The sequence below is a fragment of the Microbacterium sp. NPDC058062 genome (assembly GCF_042885375.1).
Lineage (GTDB): Bacteria > Actinomycetota > Actinomycetes > Actinomycetales > Microbacteriaceae > Microbacterium > Microbacterium trichothecenolyticum_C.
The window spans coordinates 585,224-608,485 of record NZ_JBHVSC010000001.1 but is presented as its reverse complement, the minus strand read 5'-3'; the positions used below and the strand labels follow the sequence as shown (position 1 = coordinate 608,485).

General features: G+C 69.5%; 21 protein-coding genes and 4 tRNA genes. 10 read left to right on the top strand and 15 right to left on the bottom strand.

Annotation, left to right across the window (positions count from 1 at the left end; translation table 11 throughout):
- Nucleotides 1–53 precede the first annotated feature (53 nt).
- The 3 genes from ACFVSU_RS02610 to ACFVSU_RS02600 all read left to right on the top strand — a co-directional run bounded on the left by ACFVSU_RS02610 (nt 54) and on the right by ACFVSU_RS02600 (nt 914).
- Nucleotides 54–317, top strand: coding sequence for a hypothetical protein (locus tag ACFVSU_RS02610; RefSeq protein ID WP_387137604.1), 264 nt, complete (start codon nt 54–56; stop codon nt 315–317).
- Between the two features lie 12 nt (nt 318–329).
- Nucleotides 330–506, top strand: coding sequence for a hypothetical protein (locus tag ACFVSU_RS02605; RefSeq protein ID WP_387137601.1), 177 nt, complete (start codon nt 330–332; stop codon nt 504–506).
- Nucleotides 507–635: 129 nt separating this feature from the next.
- Nucleotides 636–914, top strand: coding sequence for a helix-turn-helix domain-containing protein (locus ACFVSU_RS02600; RefSeq protein WP_387137598.1), 279 nt, complete (start codon nt 636–638; stop codon nt 912–914).
- Nucleotides 915–1,266: 352 nt separating this feature from the next.
- Here the strand turns inward: ACFVSU_RS02600 and ACFVSU_RS02595 are convergent, their stop codons facing one another.
- The 5 genes from ACFVSU_RS02595 to ACFVSU_RS02575 form a co-directional block, all read right to left on the bottom strand.
- Nucleotides 1,267–1,551, bottom strand: coding sequence for a helix-turn-helix domain-containing protein (locus ACFVSU_RS02595; RefSeq protein ID WP_387137595.1), 285 nt, complete (start codon nt 1,549–1,551; stop codon nt 1,267–1,269).
- Nucleotides 1,552–1,637: 86 nt separating this feature from the next.
- On the bottom strand, nt 1,638–1,919 hold the full coding sequence (locus tag ACFVSU_RS02590; RefSeq protein ID WP_387137592.1) for a hypothetical protein: 282 nt from the start codon (nt 1,917–1,919) through the stop codon (nt 1,638–1,640).
- An 84-nt stretch (nt 1,920–2,003) separates the two neighbouring features.
- Nucleotides 2,004–2,078, bottom strand: a tRNA-Val gene (locus ACFVSU_RS02585).
- A 24-nt stretch (nt 2,079–2,102) separates the two neighbouring features.
- Nucleotides 2,103–2,176: transfer RNA gene (locus tag ACFVSU_RS02580), tRNA-Cys, on the bottom strand.
- Between the two features lie 56 nt (nt 2,177–2,232).
- Nucleotides 2,233–2,305 (bottom strand) — tRNA-Gly (locus tag ACFVSU_RS02575).
- 155 nt (nt 2,306–2,460) lie between these two features.
- Between ACFVSU_RS02575 and ACFVSU_RS02570 the strand changes: the two genes are divergently transcribed.
- A tRNA-Val gene (locus tag ACFVSU_RS02570) sits at nt 2,461–2,536 on the top strand.
- A gap of 42 nt (nt 2,537–2,578) precedes the next feature.
- Here the strand turns inward: ACFVSU_RS02570 and ACFVSU_RS02565 are convergent.
- From ACFVSU_RS02565 to zapE, 3 genes are all read right to left on the bottom strand, one after another.
- Nucleotides 2,579–3,100, bottom strand: a complete 522-nt coding sequence (locus ACFVSU_RS02565) for a type II toxin-antitoxin system PemK/MazF family toxin (protein ID WP_387137589.1) — start codon at nt 3,098–3,100, stop codon at nt 2,579–2,581.
- Nucleotides 3,101–3,184: 84 nt separating this feature from the next.
- Nucleotides 3,185–4,426, bottom strand: coding sequence for an ammonium transporter (locus ACFVSU_RS02560; RefSeq protein WP_387137586.1), 1,242 nt, complete (start codon nt 4,424–4,426; stop codon nt 3,185–3,187).
- 204 nt (nt 4,427–4,630) lie between these two features.
- Nucleotides 4,631–5,659 (bottom strand): cell division protein ZapE, encoded by a 1,029-nt coding sequence (gene zapE / locus ACFVSU_RS02555; protein WP_387137583.1) that lies wholly within the window; start codon nt 5,657–5,659, stop codon nt 4,631–4,633.
- A gap of 186 nt (nt 5,660–5,845) precedes the next feature.
- On the opposite strand from zapE, the gene ACFVSU_RS02550 reads away from it, so the two are divergent.
- The gene (locus ACFVSU_RS02550) at nt 5,846–6,751 is read left to right on the top strand and encodes a sulfurtransferase (protein WP_387137581.1); all 906 of its coding nucleotides are present in this window, start codon (nt 5,846–5,848) and stop codon (nt 6,749–6,751) included.
- 33 nt (nt 6,752–6,784) lie between these two features.
- Nucleotides 6,785–7,225, top strand: coding sequence for a SufE family protein (locus tag ACFVSU_RS02545; RefSeq protein WP_387137578.1), 441 nt, complete (start codon nt 6,785–6,787; stop codon nt 7,223–7,225).
- A 16-nt stretch (nt 7,226–7,241) separates the two neighbouring features.
- Here the strand turns inward: ACFVSU_RS02545 and ACFVSU_RS02540 are convergent, their stop codons facing one another.
- Nucleotides 7,242–8,495, bottom strand: a complete 1,254-nt coding sequence (locus tag ACFVSU_RS02540) for an alpha/beta hydrolase family protein (protein WP_387137575.1) — start codon at nt 8,493–8,495, stop codon at nt 7,242–7,244.
- Nucleotides 8,496–8,520: 25 nt separating this feature from the next.
- On the opposite strand from ACFVSU_RS02540, the gene ACFVSU_RS02535 reads away from it, so the two are divergent.
- The 4 genes from ACFVSU_RS02535 to ACFVSU_RS02520 all read left to right on the top strand — a co-directional run bounded on the left by ACFVSU_RS02535 (nt 8,521) and on the right by ACFVSU_RS02520 (nt 13,732).
- Nucleotides 8,521–9,111, top strand: a complete 591-nt coding sequence (locus tag ACFVSU_RS02535; RefSeq protein WP_387137572.1) for a DUF3000 domain-containing protein — start codon at nt 8,521–8,523, stop codon at nt 9,109–9,111.
- The gene (locus tag ACFVSU_RS02530) at nt 9,104–10,303 is read left to right on the top strand and encodes a ribonuclease D (RefSeq protein ID WP_387137569.1); all 1,200 of its coding nucleotides are present in this window, start codon (nt 9,104–9,106) and stop codon (nt 10,301–10,303) included. The genes ACFVSU_RS02535 and ACFVSU_RS02530 overlap by 8 nt, the downstream gene beginning before the upstream one ends.
- A gap of 72 nt (nt 10,304–10,375) precedes the next feature.
- Complete coding sequence (locus tag ACFVSU_RS02525) at nt 10,376–11,581, top strand: thiolase family protein (protein WP_387137567.1); 1,206 nt, start codon at nt 10,376–10,378, stop codon at nt 11,579–11,581.
- Between the two features lie 6 nt (nt 11,582–11,587).
- Entirely contained in the window at nt 11,588–13,732 is a 2,145-nt protein-coding gene (locus tag ACFVSU_RS02520; protein ID WP_387137564.1) for a 3-hydroxyacyl-CoA dehydrogenase NAD-binding domain-containing protein, read from the top strand.
- Nucleotides 13,733–13,799: 67 nt separating this feature from the next.
- Here the strand turns inward: ACFVSU_RS02520 and pepN are convergent, their stop codons facing one another.
- The 6 genes from pepN to dut form a co-directional block, all read right to left on the bottom strand.
- Nucleotides 13,800–16,307, bottom strand: coding sequence for an aminopeptidase N (pepN, locus tag ACFVSU_RS02515; RefSeq protein WP_387137561.1), 2,508 nt, complete (start codon nt 16,305–16,307; stop codon nt 13,800–13,802).
- A 79-nt stretch (nt 16,308–16,386) separates the two neighbouring features.
- Nucleotides 16,387–18,345, bottom strand: coding sequence for a 1-deoxy-D-xylulose-5-phosphate synthase (gene dxs, locus ACFVSU_RS02510; protein ID WP_387137558.1), 1,959 nt, complete (start codon nt 18,343–18,345; stop codon nt 16,387–16,389).
- Nucleotides 18,346–18,443: 98 nt separating this feature from the next.
- Nucleotides 18,444–21,278: an aconitate hydratase AcnA gene (acnA, locus tag ACFVSU_RS02505; protein ID WP_387137555.1), complete on the bottom strand. Its 2,835-nt coding sequence runs from the start codon at nt 21,276–21,278 to the stop codon at nt 18,444–18,446.
- A 133-nt stretch (nt 21,279–21,411) separates the two neighbouring features.
- Nucleotides 21,412–22,197, bottom strand: a complete 786-nt coding sequence (locus ACFVSU_RS02500) for a DUF3159 domain-containing protein (RefSeq protein WP_387137552.1) — start codon at nt 22,195–22,197, stop codon at nt 21,412–21,414.
- Entirely contained in the window at nt 22,194–22,793 is a 600-nt protein-coding gene (locus ACFVSU_RS02495; protein WP_387137549.1) for a DUF3710 domain-containing protein, read from the bottom strand. The genes ACFVSU_RS02500 and ACFVSU_RS02495 overlap by 4 nt, the downstream gene beginning before the upstream one ends.
- Nucleotides 22,790–23,242, bottom strand: coding sequence for a dUTP diphosphatase (gene dut / locus ACFVSU_RS02490; protein ID WP_211255976.1), 453 nt, complete (start codon nt 23,240–23,242; stop codon nt 22,790–22,792). Before dut ends, ACFVSU_RS02495 begins: the two co-directional genes overlap by 4 nt.
- Nucleotides 23,243–23,262 lie beyond the last annotated feature (20 nt).

The window sequence follows — 23,262 nt, the reverse complement described above, 5'->3', positions numbered from 1 at the left end:
CGATGTCGGTGGCGTCGGCGTAGCCTGTAATCCTCGGCCGGAGGAAGGATCCGATGGCCGACTGGAACCCGATCCAAGCTGCCGTTGAAGGTCCGACTGGTACCTGGCGGATGATCGACCCGATGGGGCACGAGTACGGGCGCATCGAACTGCGACGGGTACGAAACGGAGCCGAGGTTCGCTACAAGGCGCTGTGCGGCGATGAACTGCTCGGATGGTCCACGACGCTCCGCCACGCTTGCTATCGCGTCCACATGGCGTTCCTGAGCGCGCACGGCCCGTCAGGCGGTCCCCTAGCGAGCTGGGGTGAGGAGTAGCGTCGAGCCATCATGAAGACGTACGACGTGGTGGTCACTCGCGATCAAGACTGGTGGGCGGTGGCGGTCCCCGAACTTGACGGAATCACTCAGGCGAGGTCGCTCGAGGGAACAACTGCCGCCGCGCGCGAGTACATCGCAGTCACTCTCGACGTCGCCCCTGACTCATTCGACGTCCGGGTGACCTAAACACCCGTAACAATCGGCGTCTGGCGGTGTCTCAACGGACACCGGACACGCCGCGCGCGGGTGTCCAGAGCGACACCACCACACGACTCATCACCATTCCATTGAGCAATACTGGACTACGTTCCGACCATGCCCACACCATCGGAGCACGTCGAGCGACCAGCATCCAACCGCCCAGCTAAGCGCGGCTACTCAGTAAAGGAAGCCGCCCAATACCTTGGCCTCTCCGAGTGGGTGCTGCGCGACGAGATGCGCAACAACCGCATCGCCGCGAAGAAGCGCGGCACCACCGTCCTGTTCGACATCGCCGAGCTCGATCGTTATTTCGACGACCTCCCCGAGCGCATCGGGGAAGGATCCAGTTGGATCGAACAGCAGGAGCGGTGGAGGCAACAGCGGGGTCGCTGAGCCGGGTGCAATCCAGCACTTCAGGCTCGCCTGGTAGAACCGGGCACATGGTTGACGGAACCCCGCTTCGTATTGAGTTCGCGCCGGCCCTCATGACACGCGGTTACGCAACATGTCAAGCTCTCGCGTGGACACTGACAAGTAGAACGCAGCGACTTCCCTTCGGTTCGCGCTTCCCGAGGTGATGGCGGCACTTCGACCGGATCCGGTGGATATCTGGGAACAGCCAGCTCGCGCGCACGTCAAGCGCAGCAGGGCATCCGACTGGGACGGGCGAAGCTGAGCCGCCCCCGCGACCCTTGGCAGCAGTCCAACCGGTCGCGGGGGCGAAAGCGGGTTCCCTGAGCGTAGGTCAGGCCTTGACGACGCGCGGAAGGTCGACAAACAAGCGCGGCCGGTCCTGCTCGTCGAACGCGCGGTACACAGCATGGAAGTCTGCCGCAGACCACGACTCGATAACCCCTCGCAACTTCTTGCTGAGGGTGCTCAAAGGCATCCCTGTGCTGTTCGCGAGGCTGCGCTGGGTGATCCCCCGGTCGACCATGACCGCGCGGATGTTCCGACGAACTGCCGCATAAAACGGGTCCGGCGTGTATCCAGCGGCCGGGTTCGTGCTCGTAACATCTTGATTGGACATTGCTACCTCCATAGCGGTGTTCAAAGCCCCTCATCCGAGTTGCCTCTCGGGTGGGGGGCGCTTTCCTGTTGTGGTCAGGTCCGATGCTAGATGACGGTGACGACGTCGACCGGCTTCATGTACTCCCGCGGCGAGATAGGGAAGTCTCGACGCTTGTCGCACGTCGGGCACCGGAACAGGTCGCCCGTCGACCCGTCCGGGTGTGCGTAGCCGTCGGCGTAGGGTGCCATGCTCCACCCGTCCGGCAGATCAGCCAGGCAGGCGCTCGCCAGAGACCGGCTCAGCTTCCCGCAGACCTGGCAGACGAGCCTCACCCGGCCCGTGCTCGTGGTGATGAAGTTGACGGCTTCCGTCGCGGTGGCGGCCATGGATGGGCACCCTCTCCGGTATTGCCCAGATGTTGCCCGCGGGTTCCTGAAACCAAGAAGACCCGCGGAATTCCGCGGGTCTTGTGGTGCGCGATACTGGGATCGAACCAGTGACCTCTTCCGTGTCAGGGAAGCGCGCTACCGCTGCGCCAATCGCGCCCGTGAAGGGCTATTCAATTCGAGTGGAGGTGGCGACGGGATTCGAACCCGTGTAAACGGCTTTGCAGGCCGGTGCCTAGCCGCTCGGCCACGCCACCGCGTGTGGTTTGACCCCACGTGCCGTGACCTCTTCGTAAAGAGGTCCCTGCACTCGAGCGGATGACGAGACTCGAACTCGCGACCCTCACCTTGGCAAGGTGATGCGCTACCAACTGCGCTACATCCGCATTTTGTTTCCGGCTTGTTCACCCGGGCACTTGAAAGACTCTAACCGATCCTGAGCGTCCTGCAAAACCGCGTGCACCCCGCGCGTGTCTCGCCGATGTGGTTCGAGGCACGCTCCGGCATCCGGTAAGGTTGTTACTCGTCCCCCTCGGGGAACGGGCGATTGGCGCAGTTGGTAGCGCGCTTCCTTCACACGGAAGAGGTCATCAGTTCGAGTCTGGTATCGCCCACCACCACAGAAGACCCGGTCACGAAAGTGATCGGGTCTTCTTGCGTCAGTTGCCGACGTCCCAGCCGTAGCGGCGGTGGAGCGCGTCGGCCACGCGCACGAACCGGTTCAGGTCGAGAGCGGATGCCTCGCGCCGCATGCCCTCGCGATGCACGCTGTAGAGCTGCTCGATGTCGATCCACGACGGCCGGCCCTGCGCGTCCCACTCCCCGGTGCCCAGTGCGAGGAAGTCCCGGTCGCCGTCGTGCGGCTTGCTGGTGAGCCGGACCGCGTAGACGCGGTCGGCGCTCTGGCGCGCGATCACGAGGAGCGGGCGGTCCTTTCCGCGGCCGTCGTTCTCGGCGTACGGCACCCAGGTCCAGATGATCTCGCCGGCATCCGGGTCGCCGTCGTGATCGGGTGCGTAGGTGATCCGCAGCGCTCCCCTGCCGGGGGGTGCGACCTCCACGGTCGCCGTCGGCCCGCTCCGGCCCTCCTCGGGTCCTGGTGCGATCCTGGAGGGCACCGCCGTCCGGCGGGGCCGGAAGATGCCGCTCAGGATGCCTCGCAGCCCGGTTCGCTGTGTCACATCGTCACCCTAGCCAACGCCCGGACACGGCGAAGGCGCCGTGGCATTGCCACGGCGCCTTCGGATCCGGGGGATCCGTCAGGATCAGACGCGCTCGTCCAGGAGGTAGCCCTCCTCGCCGTGCACGACGGTGTCGACGCCGGCCAGCTCGTCCTCGTTCTTGACGCGGAAGCCGATCGTCTTCTCGATCACGAAGCCGATGACGAAGGCGACGATGAACGAGTAGAGCAGGACGCCGACGGCGGCGATCACCTGGACGATCAGCTGGTCGGGACCGCCGCCGAGGAAGAGGCCGGTCTCGGTCGCGAAGAAGCCGAGGTAGATCGTTCCGAAGAGGCCGCCGACGAGGTGGATGCCGACCACGTCGAGCGAGTCGTCGAAGCCGAGCTTGAACTTGAGCTCGATGGCCAGGGCGCAGATCGCGCCGACGAGCACGCCGAGCAGGAGCGCCCAGCCCGGGGTCAGGTTGGCACACGCGGGGGTGATCGCGACGAGACCGGCGACCGCACCCGAGGCGGCACCCACCGACGTGGGCTTGCCGTCCTTGAACTTCTCGACGACGATCCAGCCGATGACGGCCGCGGCGGTCGCACCCAGCGTGTTGATCGTGATGAGGCCGACGTTGCCCATGTCCTCCGACAGCCACTCCGCGCCGCCGTTGAAGCCGAACCAGCCGAACCACAGCAGCGCGGCGCCGAGGAGCGTCAGCGGCACGTTGTGGGGCTTGAGGATGCCCTTCTGGAAGCCGATGCGCTTGCCGAGCACCAGAGCGAGCGCGAGGGCCGCGGCACCCGCGTTGATGTGCACCGCGGTGCCGCCGGCGTAGTCGATCACGGCCACGCCGCTCTCCTCGCCGAACATCGTCGTGCCGAGGTTGTAGATCCAGCCGCCGCCCCACACCCAGGCCGCGACCGGGAAGTAGACGAGGGTGGCGAACAGGCCCGCGAAGATCATCCACGCGCCGAACTTCGCGCGGTCGGCGATCGCGCCCGAGATCAGGGCGACCGTGATGATCGCGAACGTCGCGCCGTACGCGGTGCCCAGGAGGCCCACGTTCGCGCCCTCGCCGGTCGACAGGCCCGAGAGGCCGAAGTCGCTGAACGGGTTGCCGGCGAAGCTCCAGGTGCCGTCGACGACGCTCATGTTGGCGCCGTAGAGGATCCAGAGCACGCCGACCAGTCCCAGCGCGCCGAAGCTCATCATCATCATGCTGACGACGGACTTGGCCTTGACGAGACCGCCGTAGAAGAACGCCACACCGGGCGTCATGAGAAGGACTAGGGCGGTTGCGGTGACCGCCCAGGCGATGTTGCCGGGTGCGTCCATGGGGTGATACCTCGCATCGGGTCAGTGACATGTCCACGAGGCGTCACGGGTGTCCGCCTTGTGCTGACCACAGTTTTGCGAGGGCCGGTTTCACCCGCCGTGCGTACCGTGTTTCGCGATGGTTACGTCGACCCCTGTGATGTAAACATCAGATTTCGGCGGGGCGAGAGCCTGCCGCGAAGAGGCGCCGGTCGACCGGGTGCATCACGCGAGGGTGGACGCCACCAGGCGCGAGACGGCGCGCAGGTACTTCTTGCGGTACCCGCCGGCCAGCATCTCCTCGGGGAAGACGAGGTCGAGCGACGAGCCCGTCGCGCGGATGGGCAGCTGGGCGTCGTAGACGCGGTCGATGAAGGCGACGAACCGCAGGGCCGCCGACTGGTCGGTGAACGGCGCCACATCTCGCAGTCCCACGAGCGACAGATCCTCGATGAGGCGGATGTACCGGGACGGGTGCACGTGCGCGAGGTGGGCGACGAGCGCGTCGAACGTGTCGTCCGACGCGAGGCCGGTCGCCGCGGCATCCGCGATCGCCGCCTCGTACTGCGGCTTCCCGAGCACGACGGCGTGCCCGTCGACCGCGCGGTGGCGGAAGTCGGTGCCGTCGATGCGGATCGTCTGGAAGCTCGAGGCCATCGCGTGGATCTCGCGGAGGAAGTCCTGCGCGGCGAACCGCCCCTCGCCGAGTGCATTGGGAGGGGTGTTGGATGTCGCGGCCAGCCGCGTCCCCGAGCCCACGAGCTCGGCGAGCAGGCGTGTCATGACCATCGTGTCGCCCGGGTCGTCCAGCTCGAACTCGTCGATGCAGAGCAGGTCGGCGCCCCGGAAGAGCTCGACGGTGTTCTGGTAGCCGAGCGCGCCGACGAGTGCGGTGTACTCGATGAAGGATCCGAAGTACTTCCTGCGGGCGGGCATCGCGTGATACACGGACGCGAGGAGGTGGGTCTTGCCGACGCCGAAGCCGCCGTCGAGATAGACGCCGGGCTTGAGCTCCGGGCGCTTGGCGCGCCGGAACAGGCCGCCCTTGACCGGCGCGGCGGCGCCCGAGAAGGCCTGGAGCAGATCCTTCGCGCCCTGCTGCGAGGGATAGGCGGGGTCGGCGCGGTACGTGTCGAACGTCGCGTCGGCGAACTGGGGCGGCGGAACGAGTGCGGCGACCATCTCGGCGCCGGCGAGCTGCGGAGTGCGCTCCGCGAGGTGGACGACGCCGGTGCGGGTGGTGGAGACGGTCATGCGGATCCTGCTTCGGAATCGTACAGAGGGCCTGTGACGGAGTCTTACAGAAGTGGTGTGTCGCCCCGCCCGGGAATCTAGGGTCGGAGGCGACGGTTCAACCCTAACCGTCAGCCGTGCACGCCCGTCCTCGCTTGACGCGGGATGACAGCAGCCGGAGCCCTCGCACCCGATCCAGGAGTTCCCATGACCGTCGAGACCGACACCTCGTCCGAGAAGTTCGCCGAGTACTCCGAGCCGGGGCGGCTCGTGACGGGCGACTGGCTCCAGGCGCGCCTCGGCGAGCCGGGCCTCGTCGTGGTCGAATCCGATGAGGACGTGCTGCTGTACGAGACCGGCCACATCCCCGGCGCCGTCAAGGTGGACTGGCACACCGAGCTCAACGACCCCGTCGTGCGCGACTACGTCGACGGCGAGGGCTTCGCCGAGCTCCTCAGCCGCAAGGGCATCTCGCGCGACGACACCGTCGTCATCTACGGCGACAAGAACAACTGGTGGGCCGCCTACGCGCTGTGGGTGTTCTCCCTGTTCGGACATGAGGATGTGCGCCTCCTGGACGGCGGACGAGACAAGTGGATCGCCGAGGGGCGGCCGATCACGACGGATGCCTCGACCCCCGCGCCGACCGACTACCCGGTCGTCGAGCGCGACGACTCCGCGCTGCGGGCCTACAAGGACGACGTGCTCGCGCACCTCGGCAACGGACCGCTCATCGACGTGCGCTCCCCGGAGGAGTACGACGGCTCCCGCACGTCGGCACCGGCGTACCCCGAGGAGGGTGCCCTGCGCGGCGGGCACATCCCGTCGGCGCAGAGCGTGCCGTGGGCGCGCGCGGTCGCCGAGGACGACGGCTTCAAGCCCCGCGCCGAGCTGGACGCCATCTACCGCGGCGAGGTCGGGCTCGCGGACGGCGACGCGATCGTCGCCTACTGCCGCATCGGCGAGCGGTCGAGCCACACGTGGTTCGTGCTGAAGCACCTCCTCGGTTTCGAGGACGTCCGCAACTACGACGGCTCGTGGACCGAGTGGGGCAGCGCCGTGCGCGTGCCGATCGTGGCGGGTGCGGAGCCGGGCGAAGCGCCCGCTCGCTGAGCCGCAGCATCCACGCATGAGAAAATGGCGGGGATGACCGACACCGCACTGCCCGACCGTCTCGCCGAGATCCGCGACGAGTTCCTCGAGCTGCCCGAGCCCGATCGGCTGCAGCTGCTGCTCGAGTACTCCTACGAGCTGCCTCCGGTGCCCGCGGAGTACGAGGGTCACCCCGAGCTGTACGAGCGGGTGGTCGAGTGCCAGTCCCCGGTCTTCATCGTCATCGACGTCGACGCCGACGGGACTGTCGCGATGCACGCGACGGCTCCGCCGGAGGCGCCGACGACCCGCGGCTTCGCGAGCATCCTGGCGCAGGGTCTCACCGGCCTCACGGCCGCCGAGGTGCTCGCGGTGCCCGGCGACTTCCCGCAGACGCTGGGGCTGACCCGGGTCGTGTCGCCGCTGCGCATCTCCGGCATGACGGGGATGCTGCTTCGCGCCCAGCGTCAGGTGCGCGCCAAGACCGCGGTCTGACGCCGAACCGGGCTCGTCAGTCCGCGACGATCCCGTGGGCGGCGAGCCACGTGCCGATGCTGGCGCTCCAGCGCTCCTGGTCGTAGTTCCAGAGCTTCGTGTGCCGCGCCACCTCGAACACCTGCATCTCGACCAGATCCGGACGGGCGGCGACGAGCGCGTGCGACGCATCCGACGGCACGAATCCGTCGTCGTCGCTGTGGAGGATGAGGATCGGATGCCGGAGCTCGGCGGCCCGCGCGACGACGTCGAGCTGATCGAGGCGGATGGCCGCGCCGGTGCGGGTCAGCGGCGACGCCCACTCGGCCTGCAGCGCCTCGATCGCGAGTCGGCTGACCGCGCCCGGGACCCGCTCCGCCTTGGCCTGGTAGTCGAGCACGATCCGCCAGTCGACGACCGGCGACTCGAGGATGAGGCCCGCGATGGCGTCGCCGTGCGCCGAGTTGAGGGCGAGCTGCAGCGCGATCGCGCCGCCCATCGACCAGCCCATGACGATGATCCTGCGTGCACCGCGGCGCCGTGCGAATCCGACCGCCGCGTCGACGTCGCGCCACTCCGTGGCACCCAGCGCATACGTGCCGTTGCGGCTGCGGGGCGCCTCGCCGTCGTTGCGGTACGACACGACCAGCGAGGTGATGCCGAGGCCGTGGAACACCGGCACCGCCCGCAGGCACTCGGCGCGCGTGGTGCCGCGGCCGTGCACCTGGATGACCCAGGTGTTGCCCTCGCCCGCCGGGAACAGCCACGCCGGGCACGGCCCGACCGTCGAGCCGATGAGCTCGGGGGTGAAGGGCAGGTGCAGCTGCTCGGGGTGGTCGTAGTACCAGCCGCTGAACGCAGCCTCGGGAGCGAGGCTCGCGTCGGCGGCGACGTGCGTGAGCAGCTTGCGCTTGACGCTGGAGGCGTCCTCCGAGAGCACCGAACCGAGCTTGATGTAGTCGGACGTGCCGCTCGTGAAGAGGCCGTAGCGACCGGGCAGCTCGGTGTCGGCCGTGCGCGACAGCGTGATCGTCTGCGCGGCCGTGTCGAGCGCCAGGATGCGCGTGTCGGCCTGCCGGCGCGCCGGCGTCACGACCTTCCGCGCCATCACGACGGAGCCCGCCGCGAGCGCTCCGAGCACGGCGGCCAGGGCCACGCTCAGCACCGTGAGCGCGGCCTTCACACCGGCGACGAGGGCGGGCGTCCTGCGCCTACGGCGAGGAGTGAGAGCCTTCGGCCCTCCCGGGTAACTGCGTGCGCCGTCCCATGCGGCGCGCCTGGAGGCGACCATCGAGGCATCACTCTAGTCTGTCCGCGTGAGTGAGCAGCGTCCCCCGGCGGCACCGGGCTCTTTCGAGCAGGCCGCCGAGGCGGTGCGGGCGATCTCCTTCCGCGACGACCTCACCGTCCGTGAGATCGCCGCGCCGCAGGGTCTCGCTCCGAACGCGTTCGCCATCGCGGGCGACGTCCGCCCCGAACCCGACGCCACGGACTCGCCGTACGGCACGGGCCGGCTGGTCCTCCTGCACGACCCGGAGGAGCCGGCGCCGTGGAACGGGCCGTGGCGCATCGTGTGCTTCGCCCAGGCTCCGCTCGAGCCCGAGATCGGCGTCGACCCGCTGCTCGCAGACGTCGCGTGGACCTGGCTCACCGACGCGCTCGAATCACGACGCGCCGCTTTCCATTCAGCCTCCGGCACAGCGACGAAGACCCTCTCCAAGGGGTTCGGCGCACTGGCCGCGGAGGGCGACGGCGCGCAGATAGAACTGCGCGCATCCTGGTCCCCGGAAGGCGCGATCGCTCCGCACGTGGAAGCATGGGCGGAGTTGGTATGCATGCTGGCCGGGCTCCCGCCCGGCTCGGAAGGGATCGCGATGCTCGGTTCGCACAGGTCGCCACGTGGCTGAATACGACGTGATCGACGAGGTCGCGCGCGTCGGAGAGGTCGCGCGGCGCCTGGCAGACGGGGAGGGTCCCGTCGCCGTCGACGTCGAGCGCGCCTCGGGGTTCCGCTACTCGCAGCGGGCGTACCTGGTGCAGGTGTACCGGCGCGGTGCGGGCGTGTTCCTCTTCGACCCTCCGCCGATCGGCGACTTCCGCGCCCTCGAGGACGCCATTGGCGCCGAGGAGTGGGTGCTGCACGCGGCGAGCCAGGACCTGCCGTCGCTGCGGGAGATCGGGCTCGAACCGGCGTCCATCTTCGACACCGAGCTCGCCGCCCGCCTCCTCGGTCATGAGCGGGTGGGCCTCGGCGCCGTCGTCGAGGACACGCTGGGCATCACGCTCGCGAAGGCCCACTCCGCATCGGACTGGTCCACGCGACCGCTCCCCCAGTCGTGGCTCGAGTACGCGGCGCTCGACGTCGAGCACCTCGTCGATGTGCGCGACAAGCTGGTCGCAGAGCTCGTGGAGCAGGGCAAGACCGAGTTCGCCGCGGAGGAGTTCCGCGCCGTGCTCGAGCGCGAGCCCAAGCCGCCGCGGGAGGAGCCGTGGCGCCGCCTCTCGGGCCTGCACACGGTGCGAGGCCGCAAGGCCCTGGCGGTGGCCCGCGAACTGTGGACCGCCCGCGAGGAGTACGCGAGGGAGGAGGATGTCGCGCCCGGCCGCCTCGTCCCGGACCGCGCCCTGGTCGCGGCCGTCCTCGCGGATCCCGCGTCGAAGAGCGCCCTCGCGGCCGTCAAGGACTTCACCGGCCGTGCGAGCCGGTCGCAGCTGGATCGGTGGTGGGCGGCGATCGAAGCCGGACGCGCCGTCACGCAGCTCCCGCTGGAACGCGCCACCGGCGGCGACACGCTGCCGCCGCCGCGGGCGTGGGCCGATCGCAACCCCGAGGCCGATGCCCGTCTCAAGGCGGCTCGTCCCGTCGTGGAGCAGCGGGCGGAGGAGCTCCACATGCCGACCGAGAACCTCCTCACGCCGGAGCTGCTGCGGCGTGTCGCCTGGACTCCCCCGCACCCGCTGACCGCGGCATCCATCGGCGAAGCCCTGGCCGCGTTGGGCGCACGATCCTGGCAGATTGCGCAGACCTCACAGGTGATCGCCGATGCCTTTGTGGATTCCGTGCAAGCCGTGTCGGAGGCGTCGGAAACGGCTTCGTAGGTTTCCCCCACCCGATTCCGACCGCTCCACGCGCCCTCCTAGGCTGGCGACATCCCTACTTTTGGAGGCAGAGTGGCCGAGATTTCGGACGTCTTCTTCGTCGATGGCATGCGCACCCCGTTCGGGCGCGCCGGCGAGAAAGGCATGTACTGGAACACCCGCGCGGACGACCTCGCCGTCAAGGCGACGATCGGGCTCATGGAGCGCAACCCGGGCGTTCCCCGGGACCGCATCGACGATGTCGCCATCGCCGCGACCAGCCAGACCGGTGACCAGGGGCTGACCCTCGGCCGCAGCGTCGCGATCCTCGCCGGGCTCCCGCAGACCGTTCCGGGCTTCGCGATCGACCGCATGTGCGCGGGCGCCATGACGAGCGTCACCACGATGGCGGGCTCCATCGGCATCGGGATGTACGACGTCGCCCTCGCCGGCGGCGTCGAGCACATGGGACACCACCCGATCGGCGGCAACGCCGATCCGAACCCTCGCTTCGTCGCCGAGAAGATGGTGGACCCGGGTGCGCTCAACATGGGCGTCACCGCCGAGCGCATCTTCGACCGGTTCCCGCACTTCACCAAGGAGCGCTCGGACCGCTACGGCATGCTCAGCCAGCAGAAGGCGCAGGCGGCGTACGACGCCGGCAAGATCCAGCCCGACCTCGTGTCGGTCGCCGCGAAGGACGCCGACGGCTCCTGGGGTCTCGCCACCGAGGACGAGGGCCGCCGCCCGCAGACCACGATGGAGGACCTCGCAGGTCTGAAGACGCCGTTCCGCCCGCACGGCCGTGTGACGGCGGGCACGTCGTCGCCGCTCACCGACGGTGCGACGATGTCGCTGCTCGCCGGCGGCGGGGCGGTCAAGGAGCTGGGCCTGAAGCCCAAGATGAAGCTCGTGTCGTTCGCCTTCGCCGGCGTGCAGCCCGAGATCATGGGCATCGGCCCGATCCCGTCGACCGAGAAGGCCCTCAAGAAGGCCGGCCTGACCATCGGCGACATCGGCCTGTTCGAGCTGAACGAGGCGTTCGCCATCCAGGTGATCTCGCTGCTCGACCACTTCGGCATCGCCGACGACGACCCCCGCGTCAACCAGTGGGGTGGCGCCATCGCGCTCGGCCACCCGCTCGCGGCCTCCGGCGTGCGCCTGATGATCCAGCTCGCGGCCCAGTTCGCCGAGCGCCCCGACGTGCGCTACGGCCTGACCGCGATGTGCGTCGGCCTCGGCCAGGGCGGCTCGGTCATCTGGGAGAACCCGTACTTCGACGGCAAGAAGCGGAAGTAAGCACGAATGACGAACTACGACGACATCGACTTCTCCCCCATCCTCGCCATGACGGAGGGCGAGGTGATGACGCACTCGCGGGTGCGCGACATCCGCCTGCGCTCGGGCAAGGTGCTGGCCCTCGTCACCCTCGACAACGGACGAGACCACACGCGCCCGAACACGCTCGGCCCGGCCACGATGTTCCAGCTCGGCGAGACGCTGGACGCGCTGAAGGCGCGCGCGGCCGCCGGCGAGATCCACGCGGTCGGCATCACCGGCAAGCAGTACATCCTCGCGGCCGGCGCCGACCTCAGCGACATCAGCAAGGTCGGCTCGAAGGACAACGCCCGCATGGTGGCGCAGCTCGGCCACAAGGTGTTCGGCCAGCTCTCCGAGCTGGGGGTGCCCACGTTCGCCTTCGTCAACGGGCTCGCGCTCGGCGGCGGTCTCGAGATCGCGCTCAACAGCACCTACCGGACGGTGGATGCCTCGGCCGCCGCGATCGCGCTTCCCGAGGTGTTCCTCGGCATCATCCCCGGCTGGGGCGGCGCCTACCTGCTGCCGAACCTCATCGGCATCGAGAACGCGCTCGAGGTCGTGATCTCGAACCCGCTGAAGCAGAACCGCATGCTGAAGCCGCAGCAGGCGTTCGACTACGGCATCGTCGACGCGATCTTCCCGGCCGCGAACTACCTCGAGGACTCGCTGGCATGGGCCGACGGCGTCCTCGGCGGGAAGATCAAGGTCGACCGCAAGAACGAGCCGGGCAAGATCGAGCGTCTCACCAAGTGGCCGATCGCCGTCAAGATGGCTCGCGGCATGCTCGAGTCGAAGATCGGCACCGTGCCGAAGTCCCCGTACGTGGCACTGGACCTCCTCGACAAGGCGCGGAACGGTTCGAAGGCCGAGGGCTTCGCACGCGAGGACGAGGCTCTCGCCGAGCTCGTCACGGGCGACCAGTTCGCGGCATCCATGTATGCCTTCGATCTGGTGCAGAAGCGCGCCAAGCGTCCGGTCGGCGCCCCCGACAAGGAGCTCGCGAAGAAGGTCACCAAGGTCGGCATCATCGGCGCCGGTCTCATGGCGAGCCAGTTCGCGCTGCTGTTCGTGCGCAAGCTGCAGGTGCCGGTGCTGATCACCGACCTCGACCAGGCGCGCGTCGACAAGGGCGTGGCGTACATCCACGACGAGATCGGCAAGCTCGAGGCGAAGGGGCGCCTCGACGGCGACTCCGCCAACAAGCTGCGCGCCCTGGTCACCGGCACGACCGACAAGAGCCTCTACGCGGACTGCGACTTCGTCATCGAGGCGGTCTTCGAAGAGGTCGACGTGAAGCAGCAGGTGTTCGGCGAGATCGAGCAGATCATCGCCGAGGACGCGATCCTCGCGACCAACACCTCGTCGCTGTCGGTCGAGGAGATCGGCGCGAAGCTCACCCACCCGGAGCGTCTCGTCGGCTTCCACTTCTTCAACCCGGTCGCGGTCATGCCGCTCATCGAGATCGTGAAGACGCCGCAGACCTCGGATGCCGCGCTCTCGACGGCGTTCGTCGTCGCGAAGAACCTCGGCAAGAACGCGGTGCTCACCGCCGACGCGCCGGGCTTCGTGGTCAACCGCCTGCTGGCCAAGGTCATGGGCGAGGCCGCGCGCGCCGTCTACGAGGGCACACCGGTCACCGACGTCGAGAAGGCGTTCGCTCCCCTCGGGCTGCCGATGGGTCCGTTCCAGCTCATCGACCTCGTCGGCTGGAAGGTCGCCGCGCACGTGCAGGACACGATGGTGCACGCCTTCCCCGACCGCTTCTACGCGAACGAGAACTTCCACGCGCTCGCGGAGCTCGGCGAGGTCGTCGAGAAGGACAAGGGCGGCGGCGTGACCGGCTGGACCAAGGCCGCCGAGAAGGTCCTCAAGCCCGCGGTGGGCTCGTCGCCGGCCCCCGCCGCCGAGATCCTCCGCCGCGTGCAGGACGGCCTCGCGCAGGAGATCAAGCTCATGCTCGACGAGGGCGTGGTCCCCGAGGTCGAGGACATCGACCTGTGCCTCATCCTCGGCGCGGGCTGGCCGTTCATCGACGGCGGTGCGTCGCCGTACCTCGACCGCGAGGGCGCGTCCGACCGCGCCTTCGGCGACACCTTCCACCACCCGGTGATCAAGGGCATCGCGAGCTGACGTCCACCGACAAGGCGACCCCGGGCGTGTGCCCGGGGTCGCCTGCGTTGCAGGAGGGTTCCGCTCCTCAGTGAGCCGCCGGCTGCGCGGCGCGCACGCGGAGATCGCGCGCGAGGCCGTCCCGCTGCTCGATCACCAGGCGGCGGAGCGCGGCCGGAGCATCCTGATTCTGCGTCAGCCACGCATCGACCTGGTCGAGGGACTCGGCGGCGGGGAAGAGCCCGACCACGAGCCGTCGTGCGATCTCGATGCTGCGGGCGGCCCACGTCGGTCGGATCCGGGCGAAGTACTCGTCGTCGAAGTCGGCGATGAGGTCACGGCGGTCGCCCGCGCGCACGCCGGCGATGGTCGCCGCGAGGTGGTCGTTGGTCAGGCTCTCGTCGTCCCAGGCCGCGTACCAGGCCGCCTCACGCACGGCGGCGTCCGGCCGCGCGGCCAGCACGGTCCGGTGCGCGATGTGTCCCTGTGCCGACGGATCGCTCGCGAGTTCGGCGTCCGCGTCCTCAGCCGACGCGTGCCCCGTGGCTGCCAGCGCGACGAGCCACGCCCAGCGCAGATCCGGGTCGAGGGCGAGCCCCGCAGGTGCTGCCGCGGTGCCTGCCAGCATGGCCCGGATCTCCGTTGCGAGGTTCGCGGACCGCGCCGCGGCGCCGCCGAGGGCGCGGGCCCAGGCCAGCTGGGCGTCCGAGCCGGGGTCGGCGGCCCACACCGCTGCCCAGCACGTGTCGAGCCAGGCCTCCGCGAGCGGAGTGCGCGCGTCGGGCGCCGCGTAGCGCCCGATCGCGACGGCGGCGTGGGTGATCGCGTCCGTGGTCAGCGCGATGTTCGTCTCGCGGGTGCCGTGATCGCCCGCGATCTCGACGAATCGTGTGACAGGCAGGTTCCCGTCCCGCGTGGAGTTCCACAGGGCCGCCCAGATCACCGCACGGGCGACGGGATCCTCGATCGACGACAGGTGCGCCGCGACCGCGTCGGTCGACGCTGCGTCGAGGCTCACCTTCGCGTAGGTGCGATCGTCGACGTTGGCGAGCACGAGATCGATCCCCGCGGCCGTCGCGCCCTCCAGGGGTGTGCGAGGGTCGACGGCGTCGACCTGCAGCGTGCCCCGCCGCACGAGACGTCTGTCGCTGACGGTGAAGAGCCCGCAGGTCAGCCGGTGCGGGCGCGGATCGGTCTGCGTCAGCACCAGGTCCCCGGCGTCGCCGCGTTCGATCGCGATCTCCGACACGCCGCTGGTCTGCAGCCACGCGCGGCTCCACGTCGTCAGGTCGCGTCCCGATTCCGCCTCGAGCGCCGACAGCAGGTCGGGCAGCGTGGTGTTGCCGAAGGCGTGGTCGGCGAAGTAGCGCTGCGCGCCGCGGAAGAACGCGTCCTCCCCCACGAAGGCCACGAGCTGCTTGAGCACCGACGCGCCCTTGGCGTACGTGATGCCGTCGAAGTTGAGCTTGGCGGCCTCGAGGTCGGGGATGTCGGCGACGATCGGATGCGTGGTCGGCAGCTGGTCCTGCACGTACGCCCAGCCCTTGCGGCGGCTGGCGAAGGTCACCCAGGCGTCAGGGAAGCCACCGGCGGCCACGGCGGCGTGGGCGCCCATGAAGTCCGCGAAGGACTCCTTCAGCCACAGGTCGTCCCACCAGCGCATGGTCACCAGGTCGCCGAACCACATGTGCGCCATCTCGTGCAGGATCGTGTTCGCACGGCCCTCGTGCTGCGCCGCCGTCGAGGCACCACGGAAGACGTAGGCCTCGGTGAAAGTCACCAGGCCCGGGTTCTCCATGGCGCCGAGGTTGTACTCGGGCACGAAGATCTGGTCGTACTTGCCCCACGGGTACGGGTAGGCGAACGCGGGCTCGAAGAACTCCAGGCCGCGCCGGGTGATGTCCAGGATCTCGTCGGCGTCGAGGTGCGGTGCCAGCGAGGCCCGGCAGAGGACGCCGAGCGGCACGGCGCGGTCGTCGCTGCGCCACTCGCCATCGACCCGGTGATAGGGCCCCGCGGCGACGGCCGTGATGTAGCTCGACAGCGGCAGGGTCTCGGCGAATTCGACGCGCACACCGCCGGCGAGGTCCTCGCGCGCGGTCTCCGCTCCGTTCGAGAGGATCTGCCAGCCGGACGGCGCGTTCACCGTGAACCGCCACCGCGCCTTCATGTCGGGCTGCTCGAAGACGGGGTACACGCGCCGCGCGTCGGCGGGCTCGTACTGCGTGTACAGGTAGACCTCGCCGTCGACCGGGTCGCGGAAGCGGTGAAGTCCTTCGCCCGACGTGCTGTACCGGCCGCGTCCCCGTACGGTCACGACATTGTGCGCAGCGAGGCCGTCGATGCGGACGCGGGCGCCGTCCCACTGCACCTCCCGCGCGACGCCGTTGACCGTCACGCTGTCGACGGACTCGCCGAGGAAGTCCAGCCACGTCGCGTCGGCGGCGGCCGCGAAGGTCAGTGTGGCGGTGGTCGGGAAGGTCTGCGTCGCCGGATCCCGCGCGTCACGCACGTCGAGGTCGACCTCGACGGTGTCCAGACGGATGGTGCTCGATCGGGCCGCGGTCTCGTCACGGGTGAGGTTCGCGGAGGTCATGCCCCCATGCTTTCACGCCCGCGCGGTCCCCCTCGGCCGGTCCGGTCCGGGGCGGTGCGTCGGCAGACGACGCCTCGCTCTAGCCGCGCTCCTCGCGGCTGCGGGCGAGGTCCGGCAGCGTCGGGATCTCGGAGGTCTGTGCCCCCCGCGCGACCGGGATGCGGGTGCCCAGCACCTGTGCGACGACATCCTGGGCGATCTTCGCCGGGGTGAGGCCGGCGTCCTCGAGGATCTGCTCGCGACTCGCGTGGTCGATGAACTCGTCGGGCACGCCCAGCTCGTCGACCGCGGTGTCGACCCCCGCCTCGCGCAGCACCTGGCGCACACGCGTGCCGATGCCGCCCACCCGGATGCCGTCCTCGATCGTGATGACGAGGCGGTGGGATGCTGCGAGCTCGATGATCGACGGCTGCACGGGGACCACCCAGCGCGGGTCGACGACGGTGGCGCCGATGCCCTGCGCGCGCAGACGCTCGGCGACATCGACCGCGATGTGCGCCATCGGGCCGATGCCGACGAGCAGCACGTCCTGTGCGTCGGAGCGCACCAGCACGTCCACGCCGTCCTCCAGGCGCTCGAGGGCAGGGAGCTCGGGGCTCACGCCGCCCTTCGGGAAGCGGATGACGGTGGGGGCGTCCTCGACGGCGACCGCCTCGTGCAGCTCCTCGCGCAGTCGCGCCTCGTCGCGGGGCACGGCGATGCGGATGTGCGGCACGATCTGCAGCATCGCGAGGTCCCAGATGCCGTGGTGGCTCGGGCCGTCGGGGCCGGTGACGCCGGCGCGGTCCAGCACGAAGGTGACACCCGCGCGGTGGAGCGCGACATCCATCAGCACCTGGTCGAATGCGCGGTTCATGAACGTCGCGTACATGGCGACGACCGGGTGCAGGCCACCGAACGCGAGGCCTGCGGCCGATGCGACGGCGTGCTGCTCGGCGATCCCGACGTCGTAGACGCGGTCCGGGAAGCGCTGCGCGAACGGCAGGAGGCCGGTCGGCCGCAGCATGGCCGCGGTCATCGCGATGACGTCGTCGCGCTCGTCGCCCACATGCACCAGCTCGTCGGCGAACACATCGGTCCAGGCGGTGCCGCCCGCGGCGCCGAGCGCCTCGCCCGTGATGGGGTCGATCTTTCCGACGGCGTGGAACTGGTCGGCCTCGTCCTCGAGCGCCGGCGCGTAGCCGCGGCCCTTCTCGGTGATCGCGTGGACGATGACGGGGGCGCCGTACTCCTTGGCGAGCTCGAGGGTCTCGATGAGGGTCGGCAGGTCGTGCCCGTCCACCGGGCCGAGGTACTTGATGTCGAGGTTCGAATAGAGCGCGGCGTTGTTCGTGAACCGTGACAGGAATCCGTGCGTGCCGCCGCGGACGCCCCGGTAGACGGCGCGGGCCGCGGGGCCCAGCTTGCGGAACACGGTGTCGGAGCCGCGGTGGAGGTTGCGGTACGCGTCGGCCGTGCGAACGCGGTTGAGGTAGCGCGCCATGCCGCCGATGGTCGGGGCGTAGGAACGTCCGTTGTCGTTGACGACGATGACGAGGTTGCGGTCGTTGTCGTCGGAGATGTTGTTGAGCGCCTCCCACGTCATGCCGCCGGTGAGCGCGCCGTCGCCGACGACGGCGACCACGTGCCGGTCCTTGCGCCCGGTGCGCGTCAGCGCGCGGGAGACGCCGTCCGCCCAGCTCAGCGAACTGGAGGCGTGGGACGACTCGACGACGTCGTGCGGGCTCTCGGAGCGCTGCGGGTAGCCGGCGAGGCCTTCGCGCGCGCGGAGCTTCGTGAAGTCCTGGCGCCCGGTGAGCAGCTTGTGCACGTAGGACTGGTGGCCCGTGTCGAAGATCATGGGATCGTTCGGCGAGTCGAACACGCGGTGCAGCGCGATCGTGAGCTCGACGACCCCGAGGTTGGGGCCGAGGTGACCGCCCGTGCGTGCGACGTTCTCGACGAGGAAGCCGCGGATCTCGTCCGCGAGCTGCTCGAGCTGATCGAGGCTCAGCGCGTCGAGGTCGCGGGGTCCGGTGATGGACGACAACAGCGACATCCCCGCTCCTTTCCGGCCCCGGAAGGGCCCTGCAAGTCTACCCGGGGCGTGAAGGGGGGACCGGATGCCGCGGCATCCGGTCCCCCGTGAATCACCTGTCAGACCAGCGAACGCAGCACGTACTGCAGGATGCCGCCGTTGCGGTAGTAGTCGGCCTCACCGGGCGTGTCGATGCGGACGACCGCGTCGAACTCGACCGTCTGCTTGCCCTCGGGCGAGAACTCGCTGGGCTCGGCCGTGACCTTGACGGTCTTCGGCGTGACGCCCTCGTTGAGCTGCTCGAGACCCGAGATCGAGACGATCTCGGTGCCGTCCAGGCCCAGCGACTTCCAGCTCTCGCCGGCGGGGAACTGCAGCGGCACGACGCCCATGCCGATGAGGTTCGAGCGGTGGATGCGCTCGAAGCTCTCGGTGATGACCGCCTTCACACCCAGCAGGCTCGTGCCCTTGGCCGCCCAGTCGCGCGACGAGCCGGAGCCGTACTCCTTGCCGCCGAACACGACGAGCGGGGTGCCCTGCTCCTGGTAGTTCTGGCTCGCGTCGTAGATGTACGACTGCGGACCGCCCTCCTGCGTGAAGTCGCGCGTGTACCCGCCCTCGACGATCTGGCCGTCGTTGACGGCGGAGACCAGCTCGTTCTTGAGGCGGATGTTGGCGAAGGTGCCGCGGATCATGACCTCGTGGTTTCCACGGCGCGAGCCGTAGGAGTTGAAGTCCTTCTGCGCGACGCCGTGCTCGGTGAGGTACTGAGCGGCGGGAGTGCCGGCCTTGATGTTGCCGGCGGGCGAGATGTGGTCGGTCGTGACCGAGTCGCCCAGGGTCGCCATCACTCGGGCGCCCGAGATGTCGGCGACGGGGGTCAGATCCATCGACATGCCGTCGAAGTACGGGGCCTTGCGGACGTACGTCGAGTCGGCGTCCCACTCGAACACGGGGCCCTCGGGCGTCGGCAGGTTCTTCCAGCGCTCGTCGCCCTCGAAGACCGTCGCGTACTGCGTGATGAACTGCTCGCGCGAGATCGACGTGTCGATGATCTGCTGGACCTCTTCCGGCGACGGCCAGATGTCCTTGAGGAAGACGTCGTTGCCGTCGGTGTCCTTGCCGAGCGGGTCGGTCTCGAAGTCGAAGTTCATCGAGCCGGCCAGCGCGTAGGCGACCACCAGCGGCGGCGAGGCGAGGTAGTTCATCTTCACGTCGGGGCTGATGCGGCCCTCGAAGTTGCGGTTGCCCGACAGCACGGCGGTGACGGCGAGGTCGTTCTCGTTGATGGCCTCGGAGACCTCTTCGATGAGTGGGCCCGAGTTGCCGATGCAGATCGTGCAGCCGTAGCCGACCGTGAAGAAGTCGAGGCCCTCGAGCGCCTTGTCGAGGCCCGACTTCTCGTAGTAGTCGGTGACGACCTTCGAGCCCGGGCCCAGCGTCGTCTTGACCCACGGCTTGCGCTTGAGGCCCTTGTCGACCGCCTTCTTGGCGAGCAGGCCCGCGGCGATCATGACCGACGGGTTGGACGTGTTCGTGCACGACGTGATGGCGGCGAGCGTCACCGCGCCGTTGTCGAGGATGTACGCCTCGCCATCGGGCGTGGTGACCTTCACCGGCTTCGAGGCCGTCGCGGGCGCACCGCTGTTGATGTGCACCGGGCGCGTCGTGGGCGCCTCCTCGCCGGGCACGGCGCCCGGGTCGGATGCCGGGAACGAGTGCTTCGACTCGAGGTCGACGATGTCGTCGCTCGTCGAGGCCGTCGCGTAGTTCACGATGTCCTTCTCGAACTGCGACTTCGCCTCCGACAGCAGGATGCGGTCCTGCGGGCGCTTGGGTCCGGCGATCGACGGCACGACCGTGCCGAGGTCCAGCTCCATGTACTCGCTGAAGACGAGCTCGCGGGCCGGGTCGTGCCAGAGCGACTGCTCCTTCGCGTACGCCTCGACGAGCGCGACGGCGTCTTCGTCGCGGCCGGTGAGGCGCAGGTAGTCGAGGGTCACGTCGTCGATGGGGAACATCGCGGCGGTCGAGCCGAACTCGGGGCTCATGTTGCCGATGGTGGCGCGATTCGCGAGCGGCACCGAGGCGACGCCCTCGCCGTAGAACTCGACGAACTTGCCGACGACGCCGTGCTTGCGCAGCATGTCGGTGATCGTGAGCACGACGTCCGTCGCGGTGACGCCGGCCGGGATCGAGCCGGTGAGCTTGAAGCCGACGACGCGCGGGATGAGCATCGACACCGGCTGGCCGAGCATCGCGGCCTCGGCCTCGATGCCGCCGACGCCCCAGCCGAGCACGCCGAGGCCGTTGACCATCGTGGTGTGCGAGTCGGTGCCGACGCAGGTGTCGGGGTAGGCGCGGAGCACGCCGTTCACCTGACGGTCGTAGATGACCTTCGCGAGGTGCTCGATGTTCACCTGGTGCACGATGCCCGTGCCCGGCGGGACGACCTTGAAGTCGTCGAACGCCGTCTGGCCCCACCGCAGGAACTGGTACCGCTCGCCGTTGCGCTCGTACTCGATCTCGACGTTGCGCTCGAGGGCGTCCTCGCGGCCGAAGAGGTCGGCGATGACCGAGTGGTCGATGACCATCTCGGCGGGCGAGAGCGGGTTGATCCTGCTGGGGTCGCCGCCGAGCGCGGTGACGGCCTCACGCATCGTGGCGAGGTCGACGATGCACGGGACACCCGTGAAGTCCTGCATCACGACGCGTGCGGGCGTGAACTGGATCTCGGTGTCGGGCTCCGCGTCGGGGTTCCACGAGCCGAGCGCCTGGATCTGCTCCTTGGTGACGTTGGCGCCGTCCTCGGTGCGCAGCAGGTTCTCGAGCAGCACCTTGAGGCTGAACGGGAGCTTCTCGTAGCCCGCGACCGTGTCGACGCGGAAGATCTCGTAGTCGGTGCTGCCGACCGTCAGGGTGCTCTTCGCACCGAAGCTGTCAACCGTGGACACGTCTGTCTCCTTCGTCGGCGGCGGGATCGTGCCGGAGTCCGGCATCCCCATCTTCCCCCGCTCCGAAGCCCTCGGCTAGTGAGGTCGACCTAACGGTTCGGGAGAAATTTATCTTGATGTCGAGATAAATGTATCACTTCGGGGCGCGCGGGTAGAGCGCGCGCACGGCGAGCCATGTGACCGCGACCAAGGGCGCGAACAGTGGCAGGCCCATGATCAGCTTGATCGTGCCGAGCGCGGCGACGTCGCCCGCGAAGTACAGCGGGAGCTGCACGATCAGGCGGAGCGCGAAGAGGCCCGCCCACGCGATCGAGAGCCAGAAGAAGACGCGTCGCTTGCGCTTGTCGGCGCGCCAGGCGGTGCCCTCCCCCATCAGGAAGCCGACGGCCAGGCCGATGAGCGGCCACCCGATGAGAGCCGACACGAGGAAGGCGGTGCCGTACAGCGTGTTGGTGAGGAAGCCCGGGATGAAGCTGTCCTCTCCCCTGCCGGTCCACAGCGACAGGCCTGCCGCCGCGGCCGCGGCGATCAGGCCGCCGATCGCGGCGCTCGCGGACTGCCGCTGGATCAGGCGCACGATCGTGAAGACAGCGGCGAGACCGACCGACAGCGCGAGGCTGAGGGGCAGGTTCCCCGACTTCGCCTCGGCGTCGTAGGTGGCCGTCCAGGCGACGAGGAACACGACGCCCGGGAGGACGGACTCGAGGATGCCGCGCCAGCCGCCCATCGCGGCCCACACGACGTGCCCGGTGGTCTTGCCCTCGGCCGGGTCGAGGCCGGCGCGACGCGCGGCACCTCCCAGGGCGGCGCCGAGCATCTCGGACGCGGAGGGTGCGGCATCCGGTGTCCCCCCGGAGGGGCCGGCCGCACCGTTCGCGGGGGAATCCGACGCGTCGTCGGGGCGCGAGGGGTCGCTCACGCCGAGCCCGGCGTCGCCGGCATCTTCAGCGGGATGAGGTCGCGGGGCGGCATCGGCGAGCCGCCGCGGACCACGACGATCGACCGGAACAGGTCCTCGACGGCGGCCGCGGCCTCGACGTCGGCCGTCGCCGCCCCGCCGATCACGCCGCGCAGGAACCAGCGCGGCCCGTCGACGCCGACGAAGCGTGCGAGGCGCTTGCCCGCGGTGCCGTCGGGGCCCGCGATCACCGGCACCTCGGCGAGGAGCTCCGGACCCAGCGGCCCCTCGCGCTCCTCGACGCGGCCGCCCTGCTGGCGGATCTGCTGGCGGATCTGCTCGCGCGTCTCCTCCCACAGGCCCGCCGAGCGCGGTGCCGCGAACGGCTGCACCTGGAGGGTCGAGTCGGCGTAGTCGAGGCCGACCGCGACGATGCGCTTGGTCTGCTCCTCGACTTCGAGGCGCAGGTTCAGGCCCTCACGAGGGAGGATCTTGATCCCGCCGAGATCGATGTAGGGGCGGACCGGGTTGGCCTCGGACTCGTCGAACGGGCCGGTCGTGGCGCGGTCGTCGGGTGCGACCTTGCGCGGGCCGTCGACGGATGAGGGGTCGGTCATGCGAGGACTCCGTCCTTCTGGTAGCCCGTGGAGCCGAAGCCGCCCTCGCCGCGCACGCTGTCGGGCAGGGTTTCCACGGGGATGAATACGGCGCGCGGCACCGGCATCACGATGATCTGCGCGATGCGGTCGCCCACGGCGATGTCGTGTGCCTGCGCCCGATCGGTGTTCAGCAGGATCACCTTGATCTCGCCGCGGTAGCCGGCGTCGATCGTGCCGGGCGCGTTGACGACGGTGATCCCGTGCTTGGCCGCCAGGCCGCTGCGCGGGACCACGAAGGCGACATACCCCTCGGGCAGTGCGATCCGCACGCCGGTGCCGACGAGGGCACGCTCACCGGGCTCGAGGCGCACCGCCTCGGCGGCGACGAGGTCGGCTCCGGCGTCCCCAGGGTGCGCGTACACCGGGACGTCGGGGGCGATAATGGGGACGTCCACCGTTTCAGTCACCCAACGAGGGTAATGCAGAA

What these genes read in the sequence shown, in the direction of transcription:
- ACFVSU_RS02545 (WP_387137578.1), top strand. Translation starts at nt 6,785, where the DNA reads ATGACCGACACCGCACTGCCCGACCGTCTCGCCGAGATCCGCGACGAG.
- ACFVSU_RS02600 (WP_387137598.1), top strand. Translation starts at nt 636, where the DNA reads ATGCCCACACCATCGGAGCACGTCGAGCGACCAGCATCCAACCGCCCA.
- ACFVSU_RS02540 (WP_387137575.1), bottom strand. Translation starts at nt 8,495, where the DNA reads ATGGTCGCCTCCAGGCGCGCCGCATGGGACGGCGCACGCAGTTACCCG.
- pepN (WP_387137561.1), bottom strand. Translation starts at nt 16,307, where the DNA reads ATGACCTCCGCGAACCTCACCCGTGACGAGACCGCGGCCCGATCGAGC.
- ACFVSU_RS02520 (WP_387137564.1), top strand. Translation starts at nt 11,588, where the DNA reads ATGACGAACTACGACGACATCGACTTCTCCCCCATCCTCGCCATGACG.
- ACFVSU_RS02550 (WP_387137581.1), top strand. Translation starts at nt 5,846, where the DNA reads ATGACCGTCGAGACCGACACCTCGTCCGAGAAGTTCGCCGAGTACTCC.
- ACFVSU_RS02610 (WP_387137604.1), top strand. Translation starts at nt 54, where the DNA reads ATGGCCGACTGGAACCCGATCCAAGCTGCCGTTGAAGGTCCGACTGGT.
- ACFVSU_RS02605 (WP_387137601.1), top strand. Translation starts at nt 330, where the DNA reads ATGAAGACGTACGACGTGGTGGTCACTCGCGATCAAGACTGGTGGGCG.
- ACFVSU_RS02495 (WP_387137549.1), bottom strand. Translation starts at nt 22,793, where the DNA reads ATGACCGACCCCTCATCCGTCGACGGCCCGCGCAAGGTCGCACCCGAC.
- zapE (WP_387137583.1), bottom strand. Translation starts at nt 5,659, where the DNA reads ATGACCGTCTCCACCACCCGCACCGGCGTCGTCCACCTCGCGGAGCGC.
- ACFVSU_RS02590 (WP_387137592.1), bottom strand. Translation starts at nt 1,919, where the DNA reads ATGGCCGCCACCGCGACGGAAGCCGTCAACTTCATCACCACGAGCACG.
- dxs (WP_387137558.1), bottom strand. Translation starts at nt 18,345, where the DNA reads ATGTCGCTGTTGTCGTCCATCACCGGACCCCGCGACCTCGACGCGCTG.
- ACFVSU_RS02560 (WP_387137586.1), bottom strand. Translation starts at nt 4,426, where the DNA reads ATGGACGCACCCGGCAACATCGCCTGGGCGGTCACCGCAACCGCCCTA.
- ACFVSU_RS02595 (WP_387137595.1), bottom strand. Translation starts at nt 1,551, where the DNA reads ATGTCCAATCAAGATGTTACGAGCACGAACCCGGCCGCTGGATACACG.